We start from the raw sequence: 24,751 nt of genomic DNA, 5'->3' as shown, positions 1-24,751 counted from the left end.
GTGGTGTCAGATCGGCGAATTCACCATCGAGTTGGCGGCCATGTCCATGTAATCGACGAGCTGAGCGCGGTGTGCGTCGTCCAGCACCGAACGGTCGATGGAGTCGATCGCGACGTACATGCACCGCAGCCACGCGTCGCGCTCCATCGGGCCGATACGGAACGGAGAGTGCCTCATGCGCAGTCGGGGGTGGCCGCGCTCGTCGGAGTACGTGCGCGGCCCGCCCCAATACTGTTCGAGGAACATTCGCATGCGTCGTTCGGCGGGTCCGAGATCTTCTTCCGGGTACAACGGGCGAACGATCTCGTCCTTCGCCACTTCCTCGTAGAACTTGGCGGTCAGCTTGTGAAAGGTGTCCGCACCGCCGACCGCGTCGTAGAACGTCTGCTGCGGTTCGGTCATGTCAGTGCTTCTCTCCGTGTTCGGTGGGACGTGCATTCGGGTCCAGTATCGCTACTTCGACAGGTCGGGGACGAATCCGCCCGCTCGACCTTCCGGATACGGCGCCCGGACGCCCGCGTTCTCGAACGCCTGGAGGATTTCTCGGTGCATTCCGCGCTGCACGGCCCACTGACGTCCCGGACGCGTCTTGACGGTGATGCGAATGGTCACGGTGTCGGCGCTGACGGCGTTGACACCCAGCATCTCGGGTGCGCCGAGCAGGTCTTCTTCGAAGACGTTCGACTCCACGACGTCCAGTGCTGCCTTCTCCGCGACCTCGCACGCCTCGTCGACGTTGGCAGTGTGCGCGACCGGTAGATCGAGAACGGCGACGGCGAAGCCCTGGCTCATGTTGCCGACGCGCAGCACTTCTCCGTTTCGGCAGTACCAGACGGTGCCGTTGACGTCACGAACCGTCGTCACGCGTAGACCGACGCTCTCGACAGTGCCGATCGCTTCGCCGAGGTCGACGACGTCACCCACGCCGTACTGGTCTTCGAGGAGCATGAAGATGCCCGACAGGAAGTCACGAACGAGGTTCTGGGCACCGAAACCGAGGGCGACGCCGACGATGCCCGCGGAGGCGATGAAGGGTGCGACGTTCACTCCGACGACGTCGAGCACCGACAGGACGAACCAGGTGAGGATCACGACGGACACGCCGGACTTCATCACCGACCCGATGGTCGTGGCTCGTTGCCTGCGCCGTTCGGACAGGATGGTTCCCTGCAGCGACGTCGCCGCACGCTCACGCAGCGGGCGAAGCAGCAGTGGCGGCTTGGAGGAGTCGCTCGAGCTCCGACGCGTGAAGCGGTCGATGAGCTTGTGCAATACGAGTCGAAGGACGATCGCGAGAGCTACGTAGCCCGCGATTTGCAAAGGCCTGTCCACCAGCCAGTCCCGACCGGTTTCCGTCAATTCGAATGCTCGCGAGTCCAATGACAAGGCGGTGATGGATGAACGTGGATTCGGATCGATTGGAGACACCTGGAGAGTCTACGGACGGCGCGAGATCTCGCCACCCGCGTCGGCGACGGCTCCTCGTTCGCCCGGAATTCACCGATCCGCAATCGTTCGATCCGCAAAAAGAGGTGTGCGCGCAGGTCGGATTCGTGTTCCACTGTTCCTCGTGTTCCGCGCAAGCCATGCGCGGGCGCCGACTGCTCTGGGAGACCACCCATGAAGAAGAAGCAACACCACCGACAACTTCCGCCCACTGATGCCTACGAGACCGCAGACCAGCGGCTACGGACATCAGGGGCGAATGCTCTACACGTAGTCCCTCCCGACGGTTCCGCCGGGCATTCCCATATGGCGGAGGACGTCGTGCCCGCCTGGGTCAAACGACGGGTTCTGCTTCTCAACGCCACGTTCGAGCCTCTCACCGCGCTTCCGATGCGCCGAGCCGTCGTGCTCCTGGTGTGTGACAAGGCCGACGTCATTCATGACGATCCCGAAGGGCCGTTCATCCGATCCGCGGATTTCTCGGTCCAGGTTCCGTCCGTCATTCGTCTCCGGACGTTCGTCAGGGTTCCGTATCGCGCCCGGGTTCCGATGACCCGAGCCGCGCTCATGCATCGCGATCGCTTCCGGTGTGCGTATTGCGGCGGGAAGGCCGAGACGGTCGATCACGTCGTACCCCGTAGTCGCGGGGGAGGCCATTCGTGGGAGAACTGCGTCGCATGCTGTGCCCCGTGCAATCACCGCAAAGCGGACAAATTGCTCAGTGAGCTGGGATGGACGTTACGCGCACAGCTCGTGCCTCCGAAGGGCCCACACTGGCGGCTGCTCGCCAGCACCAAGGAACTCGATCCCTCGTGGCTTGCTTATCTGGGTGAAGGCGCAGCCTGACGGCCACCCGCCGTCGCTCTGCCGGGAAAAATGGACTAACGTCACACCCCGTGAGCATTCTCGAGACCTTGCTGATATTCGGGGTGATCCCGCTTGCGATCGTCGGGATCATCGGCGCGTTGTCCTACGTTGCAGCCAAGCAGCCGGGCCTGGACATCACGCCCTACCGGTTGACCGACAAGTGGACACGTGGCCCTGTGCTGTGGAGCGCGACCGACGAGGTGACCCCGCACGGCGGTGGCCACGGATCGCACGCGTCCGCAGTCGATTCGATCGGAGGTTCGGCAAGTGGCAAGTGGTGAACTGACACGCACTCATGTCGACGAGAGCGACCTGCCCTACGGCGCAGCGCTGACGTCGAGCGGCCGCATCTCGGCGGTGCACGAATTCGGAAAGCCGAACCCCGAGCACCTGCCGTTCGCGACGCAGGACCTCGTGGCCCTCGACGACGCCCTCACCGAAGCGACGCGTGCAACGCAGATTCGCTTCAACGTCTTCGTCGGAGACCTCGGCGCCAACCCCGCACTCGGAGCGAACGAGGTGTTCCCCGGAACCCCCGACGCCATCCGATCGGTGCTCGTCGCAGTCGACCCCGACAACAAGGCCATCGAGATCCGGACCGGCCGGCGCGTGTCCGACCGCGCGACGGACCGCGTCGCCCAGCTCGGCATCACGGCAGCGATCGGGCCGTTCCGCGACGGCAACCTGATCGACGGGCTCGTCAGCTCGATCCGCGTCATGGCTGCGGCGATCGTCAGCCCGTAACAACCTCTGCTCGCTACGACAGCGCCCCCGGGATATCCCGGGGGCGCTGTCTGCGTCGATGGACCCCGAGGGTCAGCTCGCGTCGAAGCGACGCGCCTTCAGCGACCGCACGATTCCGGCGCGTCCCTCGATGACGAGGCGACGCAACGCAGGCGGCAGATCACCGTCCAGGAATCGGTCCGCGGCCGCCACCGACTCGTCGCTGATCGACCACGACGGGTACAGGCCCACGACGACGGTCTGCGCGACCTCGCTCGACCGACGTGCCCAGACACCCGAGATGGCCTCGAAGTAGCGATCGACGAACGGCTCGAGCAGTGCGGACTGTCCCGGTCCGGCGAACCCGCCGATGATCGAGCGCGCAGTGATGTTCGGAACCGAATCGTCGTCGACGACAGTCGCCCATACCTGGTTCTTGACCTCGGCATCGGGACGAGCCGCGCGAGCGGCCGCAGCCGAACGGGCGCCTGCGGCGGTGTTGTCGCGGGCTGCTTCGGCGTCGATGACGGGTGACGCCGAGCCGCCGGAGTCGATCGCGCCCGCTCCGGCCAGAGCGGTGACGATTCTCCACCGCAGATCGGTGTCGACGTCGAGTCCGGCCAGACCCTGACCGGCGGCGTCGCCGTCGAGCAGGTCCTTCAGCACGTCGACGTGGCGGTCGGCCAGCACCGAACCGGTGAGTGAGTTGACGAACGCCAGCTGATGATCGGATCCGGCGTCTGCCGCGCGAGCCAGTTCGAGCAACGCGTCGGCGAACTCGGGCTGCCCGGTGGTCTCGGCCCAGTGCGGATCGGCGTAGCTGTTGATCGCCGTCTGTGCCTGCAGCAACAGACGCTGCACGACGCCGACCTCGGTCTCCGCGGCGATGCCACGCTGGACGAGCGCGACGAAATCGCGTGCCTTCATCTCGGCCTGACGCGTCATCTCCCAGGCGGCCGACCACGCGAGCGTCCGGGGGAGCGGATCGACGATGTCACCGATGCGCGTGATCAGAGTGTCGAGCGACTCCGAATCGAGACGCACCGAGCAGTACGTCAGGTCGTCGTCGTTGACGAGAACCAGTTTGCCGCGCGAGACGCCGACCAACTCGGCGATCTCGGTGCTCTCGGCCGCGTCGAGATCGAGTTCGACGCGCTTCGTGCGGACGAGCTTTCCGCCCTCGTCGTCGTAGATTCCGACGGCGATACGGTGCACGCGTCGCTCACCGGCGCCCGGTTCCGCACCGCCCTGTACGACGGCGAAGCGCGTGAAGTTGCCGGCGTCGTCGACGTCGAAGTCGGGGCTCAAGGTGTTGAGGCCGGTCGTGCGGAGCCACTGGTTGCCCCAGTCGGACAGATCGCGTCCCGACGACTTCTCCAGCGCCGACAGCAGGTCCGAGAACGTCGCGTTTCCGAAGGCGTGATCGACGAAGTACGCACGGAGGCCGGCCAGGAAATCGTCCTTGCCGACGTACGCGACGAGCTGCTTGAGAACGCTGGCGCCCTTGGCGTACGTGATGCCGTCGAAGTTGACCTCGACTGCGGCGAGGTCGGGGATGTCCGCGGCGATGGGGTGTGTGGACGGCAGCTGATCCTGCCGGTACGCCCATGACTTCTCGACGTTGGCGAACGTCGTCCACGCGTTGGTGTACTCGGTGGCCTCCGCCTGGCACAGCACGGACGCGAACGTCGCGAAGGACTCGTTGAGCCACAGGTCGTCCCACCACCGCATGGTCACGAGGTCGCCGAACCACATGTGGGCCATCTCGTGCAGCACCGTTTCGGCGCGCCGTTCGTACGAGTAGCGCGTCACCTTGGACCTGAAGACGTAGTCCTCGAGGAAGGTCACCGCCCCTGCGTTCTCCATCGCACCGGCATTGAATTCCGGGACGAACAGCTGGTCGTACTTGCCGAAGGCGTACGGGGTGCCGAAGTTGGCGTGGTAGAAGCCGAATCCCTGCTTGGTCTCGGTGAACAGTCGCTCGGCATCCATGTGCTCGGCGAGCGAGGCGCGGCAGTAGATGCCGAGGGGGATGGTGCCGTGGTCGTCGCTGTAGGAGTCGGTCCACTCCGCGTACGGACCTGCGATCAGCGCGACGAGGTAGGTGCTCATGAGCGGCGTCGTGTCGAAGACGTGTTCACCCGCGGCCGGTTCGGCGGCGTGCGCGGAGTTCGAGATGATCTTCCAGCTCTCGGGCGCGGTGACCTTCAGATCGAAGGTGGCCTTCAGGTCCGGCTGATCGAAGCACGCGAACATCCGTTTGGCGTCGGCCGTCTCGAACTGGGTGTACAGGTACACCGAGCAGTCGGAGGGGTCGACGAACCGATGCAGTCCCTCACCGGTGTTCGAATAGACGCACTCGGCATCGACTATCAGCTCGTTCTTCTCGGCGAGGTCGGTCAGCGCGATACCGGTCTCTTCGTCGTAGGACGAGATGTCGAGGTCGACGCCGTTGAGCGTGGCGGAGCGGATGCTGTCGGCGACGATGTCGACGAAGCTCGACGAGCCGGGCGTCGCGGAGAACTGGATCGTCGTCGTCGACAGGAACGTCTTCTCGCTGGGGTTGCCTGCGCCGTCGGTGAGATCGAGAACTATCGAATAGGTGGGGTCGCCGAGGACGGACGCGCGCGTCGCGGCCTGGTCGCGAGTCAGGTTGGGAGCAACCACGTTGTGTAGGCACCTTCTCGAGTAGGGAAACGATGGATGCCACCATCCCATCACGTTCCTGTTGCGGCATGCTGGTCAAGGGAGGGCATGGAATTGTTCGGCGCCGTCCGCAGTTGCGTGTTCTCGTAGTGGCTACGAACCCTTGGACGAAGGAGATGGACGTGACCGACAGTGCACAGAAGGACACCGCCGACTTTTGGTTCGACCCGCTGTGCCCCTGGTGCTGGATCACCTCGCGATGGATTCTCGAGGTCCAGCAGGTTCGCGACATCGACGTGAACTTCCATGTCATGTCGCTCGCAGTGCTGAACGAGGGACGTGACCTACCCGAGCAGTACGCGGACCTGATGAAGAAGGGCTGGGGACCCGTCCGCGTCGCGATCGCAGCCGCGCAGGAGAAGGGCGACGAGATCCTCCCGGCCCTGTACACGGCAATGGGCACTCGGATCCACAACGAAGGCAACAAGGACTTCACCGAGGTCGTCGAACAGTCGCTCGCCGAGGTCGGTTTGCCTGCCGAGCTCGCCGAGGCTGCCGACAGCACCGACTACGACGAGGCCCTCCGCACGAGTCACCATGCCGGCATGGACAAGGTGGGCGACGACGTCGGAACGCCGACGATCCACGTCAACGGAGTCGCGTTCTTCGGGCCGGTTCTGTCGCGTATTCCGCGCGGCGAAGAGGCAGGCAAATTGTGGGACGCGTCGGTGATCTTCGCGTCGTACCCGCACTTCTTCGAGCTCAAGCGCACGCGCCACGAGGATCCCGAGTTCGATTAGGCGGCTTCGCCGCTCGTGCGTGCGAATGTATACCCCGCTATACATTCGCACGCACGAGTTCCATCAGGCGACGATGCGATCCGTCGCAACGACGGTTCCGAACACCCGGTGCTCGCCGCGGCTGAACCGCCACGCCGACCACGCGGCCGCCGCTGCGTCCACGGCGTCGTCGACGACGGGACCGACGGGCAACTGCGCGAGACCGGCGGCCAGTTCTCGGAGATCGAGCCAGGTTCCGAGGGCGGCCAGTCTCTGTCCCGCTCCGCGTGCCGACTTCTTCGACACGAACACCGTGTCCGGCGCCATCATCCGAAACGCGCACTCGGGATGCACCTCGACGACGCGTTCGACGTCGAAAGTCGCTGCATTCCACGCCCGCACCCCGGCCATCAGGTACCACGTCTGCTTGCTGATCGCCTTGCCTGTGAGGGACCGAGAGATTGCGCACGCGTTCTCGTACGAATCGGTGTCGAGGACGGCGCGCACCGGCGTGTGAAAGATCGACGAACGCGCCGGCCCGAGGAATGCTCTTGCCTCGGATTCGCTTACGCGGACGCCCTTCTCGGGCATCGACAACGGCATGTCCACACCCACGGCCGAACAGTCTTCCGTCGCGCGCAGAACCTCGTCCACGTCGGCGGCCACGGACCACTCGACGCGTCGCCCGTCGTACCGGGCGACCACCCACTCACCCTTGGCGCCGTCCACTCCGGCGACCGCGTTCCCCGCGCGCACATCCACCTGTCAGACTCTAGGCATGCGCGTATACCTGGGTGCCGACCATGCCGGACTCGAGTTCAAGAACCAGATCATCGAACACCTGACGAAGACCGGGCACGAGCCCGTCGATTGTGGTGCTTTCGAATACGACCCCGTCGACGACTACCCGGCGTTCTGCATCGACGCAGCCCGCCGCGTGGTGGCCGATCCCGGCAGCCGCGGCTTGGTGCTCGGTGGTTCCGGCAACGGCGAGCAGATCGCCGCGAACAAGGTTCCCGGCGCTCGCTGCGCGCTGGCGTGGAGCGTCGAGACGGCCACACTCGCCCGCGAGCACAACGACGCCCAGCTGATCGGCATCGGCGGACGCATGCACACGTTGCCGGAGGCCCTCGCGATCGTCGACGCGTTCCTCGGTACTCCGTTCTCCGGCGAGGAGCGTCACCAACGACGCATCGACATCCTGTCCGAGTACGAGCGCTCGGGTGACGCTCCCGACGTGCCCGGCGGCCAGAAGTTCGACGGTTCGTCGACGCCTGCGTAACTGTGCCGGAAGGGCATACCCTGCACCGCCTGGCGCGGTTGCACGGGCGACGGTTCGGCGGGGCACCGGTCGCGGTGAGCAGTCCTCAGGGACGGTTCACCTCCGGTGCCGCGCTCGTCGACGGACTCGTGCTCGAGAAGGCCGAGGCCTGGGGCAAGCATCTGCTGCACCACTACGAGTCCGATCTGATCGTGCACATCCACCTCGGCTTGTACGGCAAGTTCACCGAACATGCTGTGCCGCTTGCCGATCCGGTCGGTGCAGTCCGAATGCGGATGGTGGGCGACGAGTACGGAACCGACCTCCGTGGTCCGACGGCCTGCGAGATCTACACCGAGCAGCAGGTCGAGAACCTGAAAGCTCGACTCGGGCCCGACCCGATCAGGAAGGATGCCGATCCCGACAAGGCGTGGGCTCGAATTTCCAAGTCCCGCACCGCCATCGGCGGCTTGTTGATGGATCAGAAGGTCCTCGCAGGCGTCGGAAACGTCTACCGGGCCGAGATCCTGTTCCGTCACGAGATCAACCCGATGCGGCCGGGGAAGGACGTCGACCGGTCCGAATGGGACGCGCTCTGGATCGACCTCGTCGACTTGATGAAAATCGGTGTGCGACGCGGAAAGATCATCACGATCCGTCCCGAGGACGATCACGGGGAAGCGGGCTACGGACCGAAACGGCCCCGCACCTACGTGTATCGCAGGGCGGGGCGTCCGTGTCGAATCTGTGGAACCGAAATTCTGCATTCGGTTATGCAGGGGCGAAACTTGTTCTGGTGTCCGGTCTGTCAAGCCAACTAGCTGTAGTGCCGAGTCGCTGCGCAGACTCCGCTTCGTCAGAAGCCGCCGAAGTCGCCTCCACCGAAGTCGCCTCCACCGAAGTCCCCGCCGCCGAAATCACCACCGCCGTCACCGAAGTCGCCTCCGCCGTCGCCGTAGTCACCGCCGAAGTCTCCGCCGCCTTCGGACCCGTCGCCGGCTCCGCTCGCGAAATCCTGTTCGCCGTATCCGACTCCGGCCATGCCCGAGAACATCGCGGAGAAAAGGAACATCGAACCGACGCCCCAGGCGCCTGCGACGAGCGCGGGCTTCCACCAGGGCTCGGAGTACCAGCCCGCCGGTACCGGGCGACCCGCGACTTTGCCGCCGGGGTAGTAGTTCGGTGTCCGGTCGGACGGGTTCGGTGACGCCTCGACCTGCCTGCCTTCGAAGTCGACCTTGCGATCCTCGGTGACCTGGCCTGCGGAGCGCTGACCGTCGATGCCTTGAATTTCGGGTCCGGGGTCCATGCCCATCGCGAGCCGTGCCGCACGGATGTAGTACAGGCCTTCGAGTGCGGTCTGCTTCGCCAGACGAGCCTGTTCGACGGTCTTCGCCTGATCGATCTGAGATCCTGCGGCGATGTTGCGTTCCGACGCGTCGGCCAGAGCCTGCTTCGACGCGGTGTCGGTGCCGGTGAGGTTGTAGATCTGGCCGCCGAGACGTTCGATCGACTGTCGCGCATCCGCCTTCGCGTCTTCCAGCGTGCTCGCCGTCCGGGCTGCGGAGTTCTTCTGGCTGCGCATGACCAGATAGACGACTGCCGCGACGACGATGACGACGAGTAACAATGCTTCCACTGTGACCCCTTCCGGGGATTCTTCCGGGGGCGGACGATCACCGCGACCCCGTCGGACAAATCGGACACTATCGAGTTTACGCGGCGGATATCCTCGCTCCGGTGACGTGACAGTGCCAGGATCGCCGGTATGACACCTGATCAACAGTTGGATCTACTTGCCGCCGAATGCACCCGCATGGGGTCACTGTCCTTGGACGACGCGAGCGCACCGGTCCCGTCGATGCCGGATTGGACGGTCGAGAAACTGGTCAGGCATGTGACCTTCGTCCACCGGATGGCGCGCGCGGCACTGTCCGCGCCTGCGGCCGACGGCATGGCGAAAGTCGTTGCAGCAGTAGACAAACCAGAACGTGGTCCCGCGGTGCTCGACGACTACGCCGAGGCTGCCGCGGCGATGCTCGACGACTTCCGACGCGTCGACTTGCAGCAGCCGGTGGCGACGTGGGCAGGCGAGGGGACGGCCGATTACTGGATTCGTCGGCAGCTGCACGAGGTGACCGTCCACCGCTTCGACGCGCAGGACGCCGTGCACGCACGCGGGGGAGCGGAGCCCGACGCAGCCGACCCTGCCGGGGCCGCCGACGGCGTTGCGGAATGGGCCGAGGCGTTCCTGACGCGTGTGCCGTTGGAGCGTGTGCCGGACCTGCGCGGGCGCACGATTCATCTGCACACCGACGACGGAACGGACATGGAGCTGTTCGTCGACTTCACCGGGGACGCCGTTGCCGTCACTCGTGAGCATCGCAAAGGGGATGTGGCACTGCGTGGATCGGCGCAGGACCTGTTGCTGACGGTGTGGCGCCGCCGGCCGTTCGAGACTCTGGACGTCGTCGGCGACGAGGCGGTGGGGCGGGCGCTGTACGACGGCGTCCGAATCTAGGCCTGGCCCGGCATCGATGGCACGCCACAGCCGCTGGGCGGCATGGATGGTGCTTCGATGCCGGCAGGAGGGCAACGAAAAAGGCCCGGTCCGCAGGTGCGGACCGGGCCTTTCGATGAGCCGATGACGAGAATCGAACTCGCGTAGCCTGTTTGGAAGACAGGGGCTCTACCATTGAGCTACATCGGCGTGCGAGCAGTCGGTGGATCGGTGATCCCCGTTGCTTGCGATTCGAAACTCTACATAATGCGGCTTCGAGATTACAAACCGCCTGCATGTAGAGTCTGTCGAGACGGAAACGGTGGCCCTGTGTGGGGTACCGCCGACGTCTGCTGTTCAATGGTGCCTGTAGGTTGGACGGTGTTCGCACGAGGTTTCCGTTGTCGTGCGGGAAGCCGCAGCGTGCGGAGCAGTACGACGGGGTGTGGCGCAGCTTGGTAGCGCATCCGCTTTGGGAGCGGAGGGTCGCAGGTTCAATTCCTGTCACCCCGACAGAAGGCCGCGGGGTCCGAACGGATCCAGCGGCGTCCGCGTGAACGGTTCGCCGTCGACGGTGAGCCGGTCCGACAGCAGAGGCAAGACCACCAGAAGGAGCATGTCCCGTGAAGAGCACCGTCGAGCAGCTCAGCCCGACGCGAGTCCGTATCAACGTTGAGGTGCCCTTCGAGGAGCTCAAGCCTGATTTCGACCGCGCATACAAGGCACTCGCGCAGCAGATCCGTCTCCCCGGATTCCGCCCGGGCAAGGCTCCGGCGAAGCTCCTCGAAGCACGCGTCGGCCGTGGCGCCGTGCTCGAGCAGGTCGTCAACGACGCTCTCCCGGCTCGCTACTCGGAGGCCGTGACGGCCGAGGAGATCAAGGTCATCGGCCAGCCCGAGATCGAGATCACCAAGATCGAGGACGGCGAAGAACTCACGTTCACCGCCGAGGTCGACATCCGCCCCGAGATCACGCTTCCGGACTACTCGACCATCAGCGTCACCGTCGACCCGCTGGAGATCACCGACGAGGCCGTCGACGAGCAGCTGCAGTCGCTGCGTCAGCGCTTCGGCACCCTGACGGGCGTCGAGCGTGCGGTCCAGACCGGTGACTTCGTGTCGATCGACCTGTCGGCCACCGTCGACGGTGAGACCGTCGAAGAGGCGTCGGCCGAGGGCCTGTCCCACGAGGTCGGCTCGGGTCAGCTGATCGAGGGCCTCGACGACGCCATCGTCGGTGTCGCAGCCGGCGAGTCCAAGGACTTCACGTCGACCCTCGTCGCAGGCGATTACGCAGGCAAGGAAGCCGTCGTCACCGTCAAGGTCGTGTCGGTCAAGGAGCGCGAGCTCCCCGAGGCCGACGACGAGTTCGCTCAGCTCGCCAGCGAGTTCGACACGCTCGACGAGCTCCTCGCCGACCTGAAGACGCGCGTCGAGCGCGTGAAGAAGGTCGAGCAAGCCGGTCAGATCCGCGACAAGGTGCTCGAGACGCTGCTCGAGACCGTCGAGGTTCCGGTGCCCGAGGCCGTCGTCAAGGCCGAGGTCGACAACCAGGTCCACGAGGCCATCCACGGTCTGGACCACGACGAGGCCAAGCTCGCCGAGCTGCTCGAGTCGCAGGGATCGAGCCGTGAAGAGTTCGACAAGGACGTCAAGGAGACGGCCGAGAAGTCGGTCCGCACCCAGCTGCTGCTCGACGCCATCGCCGAAGCCGAGAAGACCGAGGTCGGCCAGGACGAGCTCACCGAGCGGATCATCTTCCAGGCGCAGCGCTACGGCATGTCGCCCGAGCAGTTCATCCAGCAGGTGCAGCAGGCCAACCAGCTGGGCGCAGTCTTCGCGGACGTGCGTCGCGGCAAGGCCCTCGCGTCGGTCGTCGACCGCGTCAAGGTGACCGACACCGCCGGTGCGGACATCGACACCTCCGAGCTCTTCGGAAGCCCCGCGGAAGCCGAAGAGCCTGCAACAGGCGATTCTTCCGAGGGTGAACAAGAGAAGTAACGCTGACAGCGAACGACGGCGGTTCCGGGACTCCGGGGCCGCCGTCTTTCGTTAGTGTCTGTATCAGGAACCAACGATCGTATGGAAAAGGCAGGTACCGTGACTGTTCAGAATCCGGCGGCTTCGCACCAGCAGAGTCCCGTCATGACTTCGGCCTCTTCCGGCCTGAATCTCAGTGACTCCGTGTACGAGCGTCTGCTTCGCGAGCGCATCATCTTCCTCGGTACTCAGGTCGACGATGACATCGCCAACAAGCTCTGCGCACAGATCCTTCTTCTGTCGGCCGAAGATCCCACCCGCGACATCTCGCTCTACATCAACTCTCCCGGTGGTTCGGTCACCGCGGGTATGGCCATCTTCGACACGATGGAATTCGCCGAATGCGACGTTGCCACCTACGGCATGGGACTCGCGGCCTCGATGGGCCAGTTCCTGTTGTCGGCAGGTACGAAGGGAAAGCGCTACGCCCTTCCGCACGCCCGCATCATGATGCACCAGCCGTCGGCGGGCATCGGTGGTAGCGCCAGTGACATCGCCATCATGGCGGAGCAGTTCGCTCACACGAAGCGGGAAATGGCCGAGCTGATCGCTCAGCACACCGGACAGACCGTCGAGCAGATCACCGCGGACTCCGATCGTGACCGCTGGTTCACCGCAGAAGCGGCCAAGGAGTACGGCTTCGTGGACCACGTCATCTCGCGCGCGCGGCAGGCAGGCGGCACCGGCTCCTGATCAGGAGCCGCTCGTCCCTCACGATCACTCACTTCATGGAGAAACGATGACAAACTTGTTCGACCCGAATCAGATGCCGTCCTCGCGGTACATCCTGCCGTCCTTCGTCGAGCACTCCAGCTACGGCGTCAAGGAGTCCAACCCGTACAACAAGCTGTTCGAGGAGCGCATCATCTTCCTCGGGGTCCAGGTCGACGACGCGTCGGCCAACGACATCATGGCGCAGCTGCTCGTGCTCGAGGGGCTCGACCCCGACCGCGACATCACGATGTACATCAACTCGCCGGGTGGATCGTTCACGTCGCTGATGGCGATCTACGACACCATGCAGTACGTCCGAGCAGACGTCGCGACGGTGTGCCTCGGTCAGGCGGCGTCGGCTGCGGCAGTTCTGCTGGCAGCGGGAACGCCGGGCAAGCGTGCCGCACTGCCCAACGCCCGCGTGCTGATTCACCAGCCCGCCAGTGGTGGAATCCAGGGTCAGGTCTCGGACCTCGAGATCCAGGCCGCCGAGATCGAGCGCATGCGTCGCTTGATGGAGACGACGCTCGGCCGCCACACCGGTAAGGATCCCGACGTCATCCGCAAGGACACCGATCGCGACAAGATCCTCACCGCCGAGCAGGCGAAGGAATACGGAATCATCGACACCGTGTTCGATTACCGCAAGTTGTCGGCACAGAAGTAGTACCGAACAGGTATCTTCGCGAAGACCGTTGCGGGTGCCGAGTGGACCGGAGCTCGTTCCACTCGGCACCGCACCCATCGCAGGCCGGGTCGACGTAACAGTCGGGGGCCTGCGATTCGATGGTCGGTATGGCAGTGAATGAGGTGGGGTCGTTCGAATCGAGTACTTCTCGGATTCGTCGGCGAATCACCGGAAACAACTCGCCCATGTTCGACGAACACGGGTACGGTCGCATCAGGGCTCGAAAGCTATGGCTCATCGTGTCATCGCTCGAACGCTGTGGATCGAGAAGTTGCACACGGCCGGCGCAGTACCCGGTAGGGGTGTTCGCCGGTCGAACGCGGACAAGGAAGTAGGAACCTCCGAATGGCACGCATCGGTGACGGTGGCGATCTGCTGAAATGCTCTTTCTGCGGTAAGAGCCAGAAGCAGGTGAAGAAGCTCATTGCGGGGCCGGGTGTGTACATCTGCGACGAGTGCATCGACCTGTGCAACGAGATCATCGAGGAGGAGCTCGCGGAATCGAGCGAGGTCAAGCTCGACGACCTGCCGAAGCCCTCCGAGATTCGGGATTTTCTCGAGAACTACGTGATCGGCCAGGACACCGCCAAGCGCACGCTGGCCGTGGCCGTCTACAACCACTACAAGCGCATCCAGGCCGGCGACAAGGCTCGTGACACGCGCGGCGAGAGCGTCGAACTGGCCAAGTCCAACATTCTGATGCTCGGCCCGACGGGCTGCGGCAAGACGTATCTGGCGCAGACGCTCGCCAAGATGCTCAACGTGCCGTTCGCGATCGCCGACGCCACCGCGCTCACCGAGGCGGGTTACGTCGGTGAGGACGTCGAGAACATCCTGTTGAAGCTGATCCAGGCTGCCGATTACGACGTCAAGCGCGCCGAGACCGGCATCATCTACATCGACGAGGTCGACAAGATCGCCCGCAAGAGCGAGAACCCGTCGATCACGCGTGATGTCTCCGGCGAGGGCGTGCAGCAGGCGCTGCTGAAGATCCTCGAAGGTACGCAGGCCAGCGTTCCGCCTCAGGGTGGACGCAAGCACCCGCACCAGGAGTTCATCCAGATCGACACGACCAACGTCCTCTTCATCGTGGCCGGAGCGTTCGCCGGCCTCGAGAAGATCGTGTCGGACCGCGTCGGAAAGCGCGGCCTCGGCTTCGGTGCCGAGGTCCGATCCAAGGCCGAGATCGACACGCAGGATCACTTCGCCGAGGTCATGCCCGAGGATCTGATCAAGTTCGGTCTGATTCCGGAGTTCATCGGCCGTCTGCCGGTGGTCGCGTCGGTCACCAATCTCGACAAGAACTCGTTGGTCACGATCCTGTCGGAGCCGAAGAACGCGCTCGTGAAGCAGTACAGCCGGTTGTTCGAGATGGACAACGTCGAGCTGGAGTTCACCAAGGATGCGTTGGAAGCGATCGCCGACCAGGCGATCCTCCGCGGCACCGGCGCTCGTGGCCTGCGGGCGATCCTCGAAGAGGTGCTCAACCCGGTGATGTTCGACATCCCGAGCCGTGACGATGTCGCGAAGGTCGTCGTCACGTCGGAGACCGTCAACGACAACGTCCTCCCGACGATCGTTCCGCGCAAGCCGGAGCGCGAGCGTCGCGACAAGTCGGCGTAGTCACCTACACCCCGAGACCCGGTCGTCCACGGACGGCCGGGTCTCGTCGTATGTTCAGCGTTCGATGCGGTCGGCGCGCGAGTAGATGTTCATGTTCTCGCCGCGGAGGAACCCCACGACGGTGAGTCCGGATTCCTCGGCCAGGTCGACGGCGAGCGACGAGGGCGCCGACACCGCAGCGAGCACGGGTATCCCGGCCATGACGGCCTTCTGTGCGAGTTCGAAGGATGCTCGTCCGCTGACCATCAGAACCGTTCCTCGAAGCGGCACTCGGCCTTCGCCGACCGCCCAGCCGACCACCTTGTCGACGGCGTTGTGCCTGCCGACGTCCTCGCGGACCACCAGCATCCGGCCGTCGCGGTCGAACAGCGCTGCAGCGTGCAATCCGCCCGTCGATTCGAACACCTTCTGGGCGTCACGCAGCGTCGTCGGCATGGTTGTCAGCACCGACGCCTTGACCCGCACGTCGTCGGACGCGGGGGAGTGAACCGATTTCAGCCGAACGGCATCCAGCGATGCCTTGCCACACACGCCGCACGACGACGTCGTGTAGAAGTTGCGTTCGACGCCCGGCTGGGGTGGTGCGACCCCGTCGGCGAGCGTGATGTCGAGAACGTTGTAGGTGTTCTGCCCCTCGTCGTCGACGCCGTCGCAGTACCGGGCTATCGCGATGTCGTCGCGGCTGCCGATGATGCCCTCGGTGAGCAGAAACCCGTGAGCGAGTTCGACATCGTGGCCCGGCGTGCGCATCGTGACGGCCAACGGGTTGCCGTCGACGCGGATCTCGAGGGGTTCTTCGACGACAAGCGTGTCGGGACGGCTGGTCTCGTGTATCCCGCGGATGCGTACTACTGGCCGTCGCGTCGTGATGCGTCCCATCGTTCGAGTATGCCGCTACGCGACCCGTGCGCGGATAGTTGGCCCAGGGTCCGACGATTCACGCACGGGTGCGAAGCGCCTCGACTAGCGACACCAACCTCGGATGATCGACGAGGTCGTCGACCCAGACGGCCTTCTTCTTGTCGTCGGCGAGAGGGACCTTCCAGTTCTCGTACTGGGTTTCGTCCGTTCCCGGTTGATTCTGGATGCGGTTCTCGCCGACGGCGTCCACGAGTGCGACACCGATCAGCACCGACGGACTGAGCCTGACGAGACGGTGCAACGCCTCGATCGTCTCCTGCTCGGACGCGTCGTCGGCGAGCAGTCCTCGATGTCGCGCGAGGTCGAGGACGGCCTCGCGAGCCGCGGTGTCCCGGGCGGTCTCCTCGTCGAGGTCGCGTTCGAGAAGCCCCAGCCGTGATCTGAACGCGATGTGTTCGCCGCGCAGGTATCCGGCCGTCGGCGGCAGGTCGTGGGTGGTGACCGACGTCAAGCACAGGCGTCGGTAATCCTCCGGCGGAATGGGCGTTCCTTCGTCGTTCTCGAACCACAGGATCGACGTGCCGAACAGACCGCGGCCACCGAGGTACTCCTGCACCAGCGGTTCGAAGACCCCGAGATCCTCACCCACCACGACGGCACCGGCACGTTCCGCTTCCAGGATCAGGATCCCGATGAGTGCCTCGTGGTCGTAGGTGACGTACGCGCCGTCGGCAGCCGACGTCGCCCCCTCGGGAATCCACCACAGGCGGAACAGACCGAGAATGTGGTCGACGCGAACGCCTCCTGCATGCCGGAGCACGGTGCGCAGCATGTCTCGATACGGCGTATATCCGAGTTCGCGCAACCGATCCGGGTTCCACGGAGGCTGATTCCAGTTCTGGCCCTGCTGATTGAAGTTGTCCGGCGGCGCTCCCACGGTGACCCCGGACGTCAAGGCGTCACCGAGCGTCCAGGCGTCGGCTCCGTGTCGATGCACGCCGACGGCCAAGTCGTGGACGACGCCGATATCCATGCCCGAGTCGAGCGCGGCGCGCTGTGCGCGGCTCAGCTGTTCGTCGCAGATCCATTGCAGCCACATGTGAAAGTGGATCCGGTCGGCCAGTTTCGTGCGCTGGGCCGTCGCGTGATCGGTCCGCGGGTGGGCTGCACTGTCACGCCAGATCTTGCTGTTCGGACCGTGTTTCTCCGCGAGGGCGCACCAGAGCGCGAAGTCTTCGAGACCGGACCCCTCGCGCTCGCAGAACGACTCGAATGCCGCCTGACGTGACGCCGACCGCTCGACTCGATGAACACGTTCGAGCGCACCGAGTTTCGCTCGGAACGACGGGTCGCGGTCGATGCGTCGAATTCGCTTGTTCGCCTTGGTGAACTCCGACGCCGACCTCCGCACCTTGGCGTACTTCTCGGGCGACAGATACGCGGTCTCCTCGATGTCCTCGACCCTGATGTACATGGGGTCGAAGAACCGTCGCGTGGACGGCAGGTACGGCGACGCCTCGACGGGCGGATTCGGACGCCCCGCATGCAGTGGGTTGACGAGGAGGTAATCGAACCCGTGGAGTCGCCCCGCGATCGATGCGGTGTCGGCCAGGTCGGCATAGTCGCCGACTCCCCACGAGCGGTTCGATCGCAGCGAATACAGTTGCGCGAGAAGGCCGTACCGCTGGCGGTCGGTGATCGCGTCGTTGGCCGTCGAGCGCTCGGGTGTCACGGCGAGCGGGCACTGCGACGTCGTCACCTCGCCGTTTCCCGGGTCGCTCGCAGCCGTGACCGTGTGCCAACCGGCTGGGATTTCTGCGGGGATCTCGAACGTGGCCCGGCCGACGAGTGTGCCGTCGACCTCGCGTGGGTCGACCCATACTCCGAGTTGTTCGAGCTCGACACGGACCCCTGTCTCGGTGACGAGATGCACCGACAGCGGATCCCCGTGCGGCACATGAACTTCGACGCGTGCCGCCGTTCCCGCGATCGTGACGAGAACGGGTGGCAACATGCGACGCCACGGTGCGGTGTCGAGATCGTCCAGCGAGCGCGCGACGTCGTCCTCGTCGGTCGCCGCGATGCCCCTGGCCTCGAGGATCGCGCGGAGTGTCGCGTCGGATACCGAATGTTCGACGTCGTCCCATCCTCGGTAGGACGCTCCGATGCCGCATCGCCCCGCCAGTTCCCGCAATCGCTCCGTGTAGTCCACCTCTCGATCGTGCCAGTACGGGAGCCCGCCGTCACCTCGTACGGCCGCGTGCCGTCCGGTCGACAAGAGTTTCGTTATCGAATCGGGTTCGTCCGCCCCTGGGGGCAGGACTACTCTGGGGCACCAGCGTCCGCGTACCTGCCCCGGGTCACGGTCGCGGATGTCCCCGTCCACGCCTCCCCCCGGTTGGGACGGGGACGTTTTGCGCCTGTTCGCCCGCTTCTGCCGTCGTCGCGCGAGCGGACCGCAGAGCCGCGCGGGATTGAACTGCGAATGCCTGGGTATCCTTGGTCCGGTCGAAATGGAGTTCGACCTCGGTCTGAGTACATGCGAAACAACTGATAGGGAGCGCGGATGACTGGCGTCGGCAAGATCGAAGAGCTGGAACGAGATTCCGGCGCACCGGTCGAATTGCGGGTGATCGCCGACGCCGCGCAGCTTCCCGTCGTTCGTGCCGTTGCCGAAACCCTTGCGGTTCTGTCGGACTTCACGCTCGACGACATCGCCGACATCAAGCTGGTCGTCGACGAGGTCTGCTCGGAACTGATCGCCGGTGCGGTGCCCGGGGCAGAGCTGTCGTGTTCGTTCGTCGTCGGTGACAGCGGCATCCGTATCGCCACGACGTCGACCGTGCAGACCGGCAAGCTACCGAAGCAGGACAGCTTCGGCTGGCACGTCCTGCAGACTCTGACGGATTCCATCGCGCTGACCGTCGACGATGTCGACGGAGGACACGTCGTCGCCGTCGACGTGATCAAGCGGAGGAGCACCATCTAGTGCCTGCGCCGTACGAGAAGTCCGGTCGGCGTCAGTCGGACGACTACAAAGAAGTCGTGCCCCTCATCCAGGAGATGCAGGCGCTCGACAAGGATTCACCGCAGCGACAGGTGCTGCGGGATCGCATCATTACCCGGTGTCTACCTCTGGCCGAACACATCGCCCGTCGATTCGGCGGACGCGGGGAGGCGCACGAGGATCTTCTGCAGGTCGCACGGCTCGGCTTGGTCAACGCCGTCGATCGATTCGACATCGAACGCGGTTCGGACTTCGTGTCGTTCGCCGTCCCGACGATCATGGGCGAGGCTCGTCGCTATTTTCGCGACGCGGGATGGTCGGTGCGTGTTCCGCGCCGCATGAAAGAGCTGAACTCGATGATTTCCGGCGCGGTGGGAACGCTCTCCCAGAAACTGGGACGTGCCCCGACGGCGAGTGAAATCGCGGCCGAGCTGGGCATCGACGTCAAGGAGGCCTCGCAGGCTCTGTTGGCGCGCAGTGCGTACCAGACGGTCTCGGTGGATTCGGTCGTCAGCGACGATCGGCTTCCGCTGATGGACACGCTCGGCGAGGATGATCCCGAGCTGGAGAAGATGGAAAGTTACCTCACCGTCCGACCGGCACTCGAGAAGCTTCCCGAGCGTGAGCGTCAGATCGTGATCCTCCGGTTCTTCGGGTCCATGACGCAGACGCAGATCGCCGAGCGCATGGGTATCTCGCAGATGCACGTGTCCCGCATCCTGGCTCGGACGTTGACTCAGTTGCGTGAGGAGCTCGGTCCCAGCTGAGCGGCGGCTCCTGAAGGCGCCGGCTGTCACAGGCTCGTCGTAGGATCGGTTCGGCCGTAATCCAGTTCGACCCTTCAGGAGCGCGTACCAGTGTCAGACGGCATCTTCGACGATCTCGCCCAGTACGTGGCTGCGCCGCGCGTGACCGACTTGGCGGTGACGGAGGACGGATCGCGCGTCGTCGTCGCAGTGTCCCAACTCGACTCTGCGGCAGCGTGTTACGTCGGTGCGCTGTGGGACGTCGACCCGTCCGGGCAGTCCGAGGCGCGCCGGTTGACGTTCGGCGAGGCAGGCGAGAGCGGCCCGGTATTCGGCGAGTCGGGCGATCTCTTCTTCCTGCGTCACGCGTCCAAGGACGAGAAGTCCTCGGCGATCTGGTCCCTGCCCGCACGCGGTGGTGAGGCACAGGTCGTCGCCGAGCGCGGCGCAGGCTTCTCCGGGTTGCGTCTGGCGGCCGGACGGATCGTGGCGTCGTCGAACGTGCTTCCGTCGGCGACCACCGACGACGAGGACGAGCGTCTACGCACTCTGCGCAAGGACGGCAAAGTCGACGCGATCCTGCATTCGGGCTATCCCGTGCGGTACTGGGACCACGATCTCGGCCCGGCCACCCCGCATCTGTTCGCCGGCCCGGTGGAGGGCGAGATGCGCCGCATCACCGCGAACGCCGGTCACGCTCTGCAGGAGGCGTCGTACGACGTCAGTCCCGACGGCACCTTCGTGGTGACGACGTGGACGGTGCCCGGCGCGCTCGCGGTGGCACGCACCGTCCTCGTCCGGATCGACGTGGCGTCGGGGGAGCGCACCGTCCTCGTCGACGACGCGGACGCCGATGTCGGCTCGCCCGCGATCTCCCCGGACGGGTCGAGTGTCGTGTTCGTGCGCGAGACGGTGACGACTCCCGAGGAAGCACCGCGAACGACGCTGCAGCAGTACGACTTCGACGGCGGAGTGATCTCGGATCTCGCGCCCGGGTGGGATCGGTGGCCGCGAGATCCGGTGTGGCTGCGCGACGGTAGCGGTGTACTCGTCGTCGCCGACGACGACGGCCGAGCCCCGATCTTCGTGGTCCGGGACGGATCGGTGACCAGGCTGACCGACACCGACTCCGCATACACGCACGTGCAGACGACCACCGGCGGGTCGGTGTTCGCGCTCGAGGCGTCGTACACGCAGCCGCCGCATCCCGTCCGGATAACTCTGTCGACCGGGGAGCTACGGCCTTTGCAGGCGGTGTCGCTGCCCGACGTGCCCGGCACGCTGACCGAGATCGAGACGCGTACGGAGGACGGCACACGGGTGCGTGCGTGGCTGGCGCTGCCGCCCGACGCGTCCGACCGTGCGAAGGCGCCGCTGCTGCTCTGGATCCACGGTGGACCGCTCGGATCGTGGAACACCTGGTCGTGGCGCTGGAACCCGTGGCTGCTGGTCGCCAAGGGATACGCCGTGCTGCTACCCGACCCGGCGCTCTCGACGGGCTACGGTCAGGACTTCGTCCAGCGAGGGTGGGGACGCTGGGGCCGCGAACCGTTCACCGACCTGATGGCCGTCACCGACGCCGCTGTCGCGCGCTCGGACATCGACGAGACTCGCACAGCCGCGATGGGCGGCTCGTTCGGCGGTTACATGGCCAACTGGATCGCGGGCCACACCGATCGTTTCGACGGCATCGTCACGCATGCGAGCTTGTGGGCGCTCGATCAGTTCGGACCGACCACCGACGTCGCGTACTACTGGCAGCGCGAGATGTCGCCGGAGATGGCGGTGGAGAACTCGCCGCATCTGTACGTCGCGGACATCTCGACTCCGATGTTGGTCATCCACGGTGACAAGGACTATCGCGTACCGATCGGCGAGGGGTTGCGGCTCTGGTACGAGCTGCTCAGCGAATCGGGACTGCCTGCCGACGACGAGGGCAGGACGGACCACCGGTTGCTGTACTTCCCGTCGGAGAATCACTGGGTGCTCGCACCCCAGCACGCCACGATCTGGTACCAGGTGGTCTTCTCGTTCCTCGCCGAGCATGTGCTGGGAGAGACGGTGGCGTTGCCCGAATCGTTGGGATGAAGGGCGAGCGGGAGGCGCTCGGCGCGACTACTAGAATCGTCGGGTGACCAGTTCAGCATCAGAGCGCCCCGAGTCTCCCGCCGACAACCTGCCCAAGAGCTGGGATCCCAGCGCGGTAGAGGCGGATCTGTACCAGGGCTGGGTGGATGCCGGCTACTTCGCGGCCGACCCGACCAGTGGGAAGCCGCCGTACTCGATCGTGCTGCCGCCGCCCAATGTCACCGGCAGCCTGCACATGGGCCACGCGCTGGACCACACACTGATGGACGCGCTGAGCCGTCGCAAGCGAATGCTGGGCTTCGAGGTGCTGTGGCTGCCGGGCATGGACCACGCGGGCATCGCGACGCAGACCGTCGTCGAGAAGCAACTGGCCGCCGACGGCAAGACCAAGGAAGACTTCGGCCGCGAACTCTTCGTCGACAAGGTGTGGGACTGGAAGCGTGAGTCCGGCGGCACCATCGGCGGGCAGATGCGCCGAATCGGCGACGGCGTCGACTGGAGTCGCGAACGCTTCACGATGGACGACGGGTTGTCGCGCGCGGTCCAGACGATCTTCAAGCGCATGTACGACGACGGTCTCATCTACCGCGCCGAGCGTCTCGTCAACTGGTCTCCAGTGCTGCAGACGGCGATCTCCGATATCGAGGTCAAGTTCGAGGACGTCGAAGGCGAGCTGGTCTCGCTGCGGTACGGCTCGCTGAACGACGACGAGCCCCACGTGATCGTCGCGACCACCCGTGTCGAGACGATGCTGGGTGACACCGCCGTCGCCGTCCATCCGGACGACGAGCGCTACCAGCACCTCATCGGCACCACGCTCGAGCACCCGTTCACCGGTCGGCAGATCCCGATCATCGCCGACGACTACGTCGATCCCGAATTCGGTACCGGCGCAGTCAAGATCACGCCTGCGCACGACCCCAACGACTTCGAGATGGGTCTGCGACACGACCTGCCGATGCCGACCATCATGGACAAGGCGGGCCGAATCGCCGACACCGGAACGGAATTCGACGGTCTCGACCGCTTCGAGGCTCGTGTCAAGGTTCGCGAGGCGCTCGCCGCGCAGGGACGCGTCGTCGCGGAGAAGCGGCCGTATCTGCACAGCGTCGGTCACTCCGAACGCAGTGGCGAATCGATCGAACCGCGGCTGTCGCTGCAGTGGTGGGTCAAGGTCGACGGACTGGCCAAGGCTGCCGGTGACGCAGTGCGCAACGGGGACACCGTGATTCACCCGGCAAGCCAGGAGCCTCGCTGGTTCGCGTGGATCGACAACATGCACGACTGGTGCATCTCGCGCCAGCTGTGGTGGGGTCACCGCATCCCGATCTGGTACGGCCCGAACGGTGAGACCGTCTGCCTCGGCCCCGACGAGACGGCCCCCGAGGGGTGGGAGCAGGATCCCGACGTTCTCGACACCTGGTTCTCGTCCGGCCTGTGGCCGTTCTCGACGATGGGCTGGCCCGATGCGACCGACGACCTCGCGACGTTCTACCCGACGTCGGTGCTGGTCACCGGCTACGACATCCTGTTCTTCTGGGTCGCGCGCATGATGATGTTCGGCACCTACGTGTCGCAGGACGCGTCGGTGACCGCAGGTCCGAACGGCGGCACGGTGCCGTTCCAGGACATCTTCCTGCACGGCCTCGTGCGAGATCAGTTCGGCAAGAAGATGTCCAAGTCCCGTGGCAACGGTATCGATCCGCTCGACTGGGTCGATCGCTTCGGCGCAGACGCGCTGCGGTTCACCCTCGCTCGCGGCGCCAATCCCGGCGCGGACCTGTCGGTCGGCGAGGATCACGCGCAGTCCTCGCGCAACTTCGCGAACAAACTGTTCAACGCGACCAAGTTCGCATTGATGAACGGTGCTGCGCCCGCGGCACTTCCGGACCGCTCCGAGCTCACCGATGCCGACCGCTGGATCCTCGACCGGCTCGAACAGGTTCGTGCCGAGGTCGACGCAGCGTTCGAGCGCTACGAGTTCAGCAAGGCGTGCGAGGCGCTCTATCACTTCGCGTGGGACGAGGTCTGCGACTGGTACCTCGAGATCGCCAAGGTCCAGTTCGGCGACGACAGCCACGGCGAACACACCCGCGCAGTGCTCGGCAACGTCCTCGACGCGCTGCTGCGTCTGCTGCACCCGGTGATCCCGTTCGTCACGGAGACGCTGTGGAAGGTGCTGACCGGCGGCGAGTCCGTCGTCGTCGCGTCGTGGCCGGAGGCCACCGGCGTCGCCGTGGACGAGATTGCGGCACAGCGCATCTCGGACATGCAGAAGCTCATCACCGAAGTGCGACGGTTCCGCAGCGACCAGGGGTTGAAGCCGTCGCAGAAGGTTGCCGCGAAACTCGTCGGCATCGACGAGGCTGACCTGATCGATCAGGTGGCGGCCACCCGTGCACAAGCGAAACTCACCGAGCCGGACGCGGAGTTCACCGCCACGGCATCGGTCGAGGTGCGCCTGTCGAAGGCGACGGTCGTCGTCGAACTCGACACGTCGGGCACCGTCGACCTCGTCGCCGAGCGTGCTCGGTTGGTCAAGGATCTGGCGGCCGCGGAGAAGGAACTGGCCCAGACGACGGCCAAACTCGGAAACGAGGCCTTCCTGGCCAAGGCGCCCGACGCCGTCGTCGACAAGATTCGTACGCGTCAGCAGATCGCCACCGAGGAGATCGCACGAATCAACACCCGCCTCGAAGCGATGGGAAGCTAAGTGAGCGAATCCGGCTCGCCGCGAGACGATTCCAGGCGAGGGGAGCCCAG

The 24,751-nt window shown here is 65.3% G+C and carries 22 protein-coding genes and 2 tRNA genes; 16 read left to right on the top strand and 8 right to left on the bottom strand.

The window, feature by feature from the left end; translation table 11 throughout:
- Positions 1-6: 6 nt before the first annotated feature.
- Positions 7-402 carry a globin gene (locus tag A3K89_RS07475; protein ID WP_068423791.1) on the bottom strand — a complete coding sequence of 132 codons (396 nt, stop codon included), beginning with the start codon at positions 400-402 and terminating at the stop codon, positions 7-9.
- Positions 403-453: 51 nt separating this feature from the next.
- Positions 454-1,428 (bottom strand): mechanosensitive ion channel family protein, encoded by a 975-nt coding sequence (locus A3K89_RS07470; RefSeq protein ID WP_068423789.1) that lies wholly within the window; start codon positions 1,426-1,428, stop codon positions 454-456.
- Between the two features lie 192 nt (positions 1,429-1,620).
- On the opposite strand from A3K89_RS07470, the gene A3K89_RS07465 reads away from it, so the two are divergent.
- The 3 genes from A3K89_RS07465 to A3K89_RS07455 are packed head-to-tail and all read left to right on the top strand — an operon-like array spanning position 1,621 to position 3,057.
- Entirely contained in the window at positions 1,621-2,292 is a 672-nt protein-coding gene (locus tag A3K89_RS07465) for an HNH endonuclease (RefSeq protein ID WP_174551382.1), read from the top strand.
- A gap of 50 nt (positions 2,293-2,342) precedes the next feature.
- Positions 2,343-2,594, top strand: a complete 252-nt coding sequence (gene ctaJ, locus A3K89_RS07460) for an aa3-type cytochrome oxidase subunit CtaJ (protein WP_068423786.1) — start codon at positions 2,343-2,345, stop codon at positions 2,592-2,594.
- Positions 2,581-3,057, top strand: a complete 477-nt coding sequence (locus A3K89_RS07455) for a DUF5130 domain-containing protein (protein ID WP_068423784.1) — start codon at positions 2,581-2,583, stop codon at positions 3,055-3,057. Before ctaJ ends, A3K89_RS07455 begins: the two co-directional genes overlap by 14 nt.
- Positions 3,058-3,129: 72 nt before the next feature.
- On the opposite strand, the gene pepN is transcribed toward A3K89_RS07455, so the two are convergent.
- Positions 3,130-5,703, bottom strand: a complete 2,574-nt coding sequence (gene pepN, locus A3K89_RS07450; RefSeq protein WP_157105260.1) for an aminopeptidase N — start codon at positions 5,701-5,703, stop codon at positions 3,130-3,132.
- A 161-nt stretch (positions 5,704-5,864) separates the two neighbouring features.
- Between pepN and A3K89_RS07445 the strand changes: the two genes are divergently transcribed.
- Complete coding sequence (locus tag A3K89_RS07445; RefSeq protein WP_371828793.1) at positions 5,865-6,482, top strand: mycothiol-dependent nitroreductase Rv2466c family protein; 618 nt, start codon at positions 5,865-5,867, stop codon at positions 6,480-6,482.
- Between the two features lie 63 nt (positions 6,483-6,545).
- Here A3K89_RS07445 and A3K89_RS07440 read toward each other — a convergent pair whose 3' ends face one another.
- Entirely contained in the window at positions 6,546-7,223 is a 678-nt protein-coding gene (locus A3K89_RS07440; RefSeq protein ID WP_254303463.1) for a DUF429 domain-containing protein, read from the bottom strand.
- Between the two features lie 16 nt (positions 7,224-7,239).
- Between A3K89_RS07440 and A3K89_RS07435 the strand changes: the two genes are divergently transcribed.
- On the top strand, positions 7,240-7,743 hold the full coding sequence (locus tag A3K89_RS07435; RefSeq protein WP_068423778.1) for a ribose-5-phosphate isomerase: 504 nt from the start codon (positions 7,240-7,242) through the stop codon (positions 7,741-7,743).
- 2 nt (positions 7,744-7,745) lie between these two features.
- Positions 7,746-8,543: an Fpg/Nei family DNA glycosylase gene (locus A3K89_RS07430; protein WP_068423776.1), complete on the top strand. Its 798-nt coding sequence runs from the start codon at positions 7,746-7,748 to the stop codon at positions 8,541-8,543.
- Between the two features lie 35 nt (positions 8,544-8,578).
- On the opposite strand, the gene A3K89_RS07425 is transcribed toward A3K89_RS07430, so the two are convergent.
- Positions 8,579-9,307, bottom strand: a complete 729-nt coding sequence (locus A3K89_RS07425; RefSeq protein WP_068423853.1) for a hypothetical protein — start codon at positions 9,305-9,307, stop codon at positions 8,579-8,581.
- Positions 9,308-9,490: 183 nt separating this feature from the next.
- On the opposite strand from A3K89_RS07425, the gene A3K89_RS07420 reads away from it, so the two are divergent.
- A complete protein-coding gene (locus A3K89_RS07420) occupies positions 9,491-10,243 on the top strand; it encodes a maleylpyruvate isomerase N-terminal domain-containing protein (RefSeq protein ID WP_068423774.1) in 753 nt (250 codons plus the stop codon).
- 118 nt (positions 10,244-10,361) lie between these two features.
- Here A3K89_RS07420 and A3K89_RS07415 read toward each other — a convergent pair.
- A tRNA-Gly gene (locus tag A3K89_RS07415) sits at positions 10,362-10,432 on the bottom strand.
- A 229-nt stretch (positions 10,433-10,661) separates the two neighbouring features.
- On the opposite strand from A3K89_RS07415, the gene A3K89_RS07410 reads away from it, so the two are divergent.
- From A3K89_RS07410 to clpX, 5 genes are all read left to right on the top strand, one after another.
- Positions 10,662-10,735 (top strand) — tRNA-Pro (locus A3K89_RS07410).
- A 110-nt stretch (positions 10,736-10,845) separates the two neighbouring features.
- On the top strand, positions 10,846-12,222 hold the full coding sequence (gene tig, locus A3K89_RS07405) for a trigger factor (RefSeq protein WP_068423772.1): 1,377 nt from the start codon (positions 10,846-10,848) through the stop codon (positions 12,220-12,222).
- 81 nt (positions 12,223-12,303) lie between these two features.
- On the top strand, positions 12,304-12,954 hold the full coding sequence (locus A3K89_RS07400; protein ID WP_084423645.1) for an ATP-dependent Clp protease proteolytic subunit: 651 nt from the start codon (positions 12,304-12,306) through the stop codon (positions 12,952-12,954).
- A 46-nt stretch (positions 12,955-13,000) separates the two neighbouring features.
- Positions 13,001-13,642, top strand: a complete 642-nt coding sequence (locus A3K89_RS07395; RefSeq protein WP_068423770.1) for an ATP-dependent Clp protease proteolytic subunit — start codon at positions 13,001-13,003, stop codon at positions 13,640-13,642.
- Positions 13,643-14,008: 366 nt separating this feature from the next.
- Entirely contained in the window at positions 14,009-15,286 is a 1,278-nt protein-coding gene (gene clpX, locus A3K89_RS07390; RefSeq protein ID WP_068423769.1) for an ATP-dependent Clp protease ATP-binding subunit ClpX, read from the top strand.
- 54 nt (positions 15,287-15,340) lie between these two features.
- On the opposite strand, the gene fdhD is transcribed toward clpX, so the two are convergent.
- Complete coding sequence (gene fdhD / locus A3K89_RS07385; protein WP_068423767.1) at positions 15,341-16,165, bottom strand: formate dehydrogenase accessory sulfurtransferase FdhD; 825 nt, start codon at positions 16,163-16,165, stop codon at positions 15,341-15,343.
- 58 nt (positions 16,166-16,223) lie between these two features.
- Entirely contained in the window at positions 16,224-18,359 is a 2,136-nt protein-coding gene (gene malQ, locus A3K89_RS07380; protein WP_068423850.1) for a 4-alpha-glucanotransferase, read from the bottom strand.
- Positions 18,360-18,713: 354 nt separating this feature from the next.
- Here malQ and A3K89_RS07375 point away from each other — a divergent pair, with 354 nt between their 5' ends.
- From A3K89_RS07375 to A3K89_RS07360, 4 genes are all read left to right on the top strand, one after another.
- A complete protein-coding gene (locus A3K89_RS07375) occupies positions 18,714-19,136 on the top strand; it encodes an anti-sigma factor (RefSeq protein ID WP_068423765.1) in 423 nt (140 codons plus the stop codon).
- Positions 19,136-19,921 carry a SigB/SigF/SigG family RNA polymerase sigma factor gene (locus tag A3K89_RS07370; RefSeq protein ID WP_068423763.1) on the top strand — a complete coding sequence of 262 codons (786 nt, stop codon included), beginning with the start codon at positions 19,136-19,138 and terminating at the stop codon, positions 19,919-19,921. Before A3K89_RS07375 ends, A3K89_RS07370 begins: the two co-directional genes overlap by 1 nt.
- 90 nt (positions 19,922-20,011) lie before the next feature.
- Positions 20,012-21,988, top strand: a complete 1,977-nt coding sequence (locus A3K89_RS07365; RefSeq protein WP_068423761.1) for a S9 family peptidase — start codon at positions 20,012-20,014, stop codon at positions 21,986-21,988.
- Between the two features lie 43 nt (positions 21,989-22,031).
- Positions 22,032-24,701, top strand: a complete 2,670-nt coding sequence (locus A3K89_RS07360) for a valine--tRNA ligase (RefSeq protein ID WP_068423759.1) — start codon at positions 22,032-22,034, stop codon at positions 24,699-24,701.
- Positions 24,702-24,751: the final 50 nt, after the last annotated feature.

The organism is Rhodococcoides kyotonense (genome assembly GCF_001645385.1).
In the GTDB taxonomy this organism is placed as follows: domain Bacteria; phylum Actinomycetota; class Actinomycetes; order Mycobacteriales; family Mycobacteriaceae; genus Rhodococcoides; species Rhodococcoides kyotonensis_B.
The sequence above is the reverse complement of the archived record's forward strand: the minus strand, read 5'-3'. Positions and strand labels throughout refer to the sequence as shown.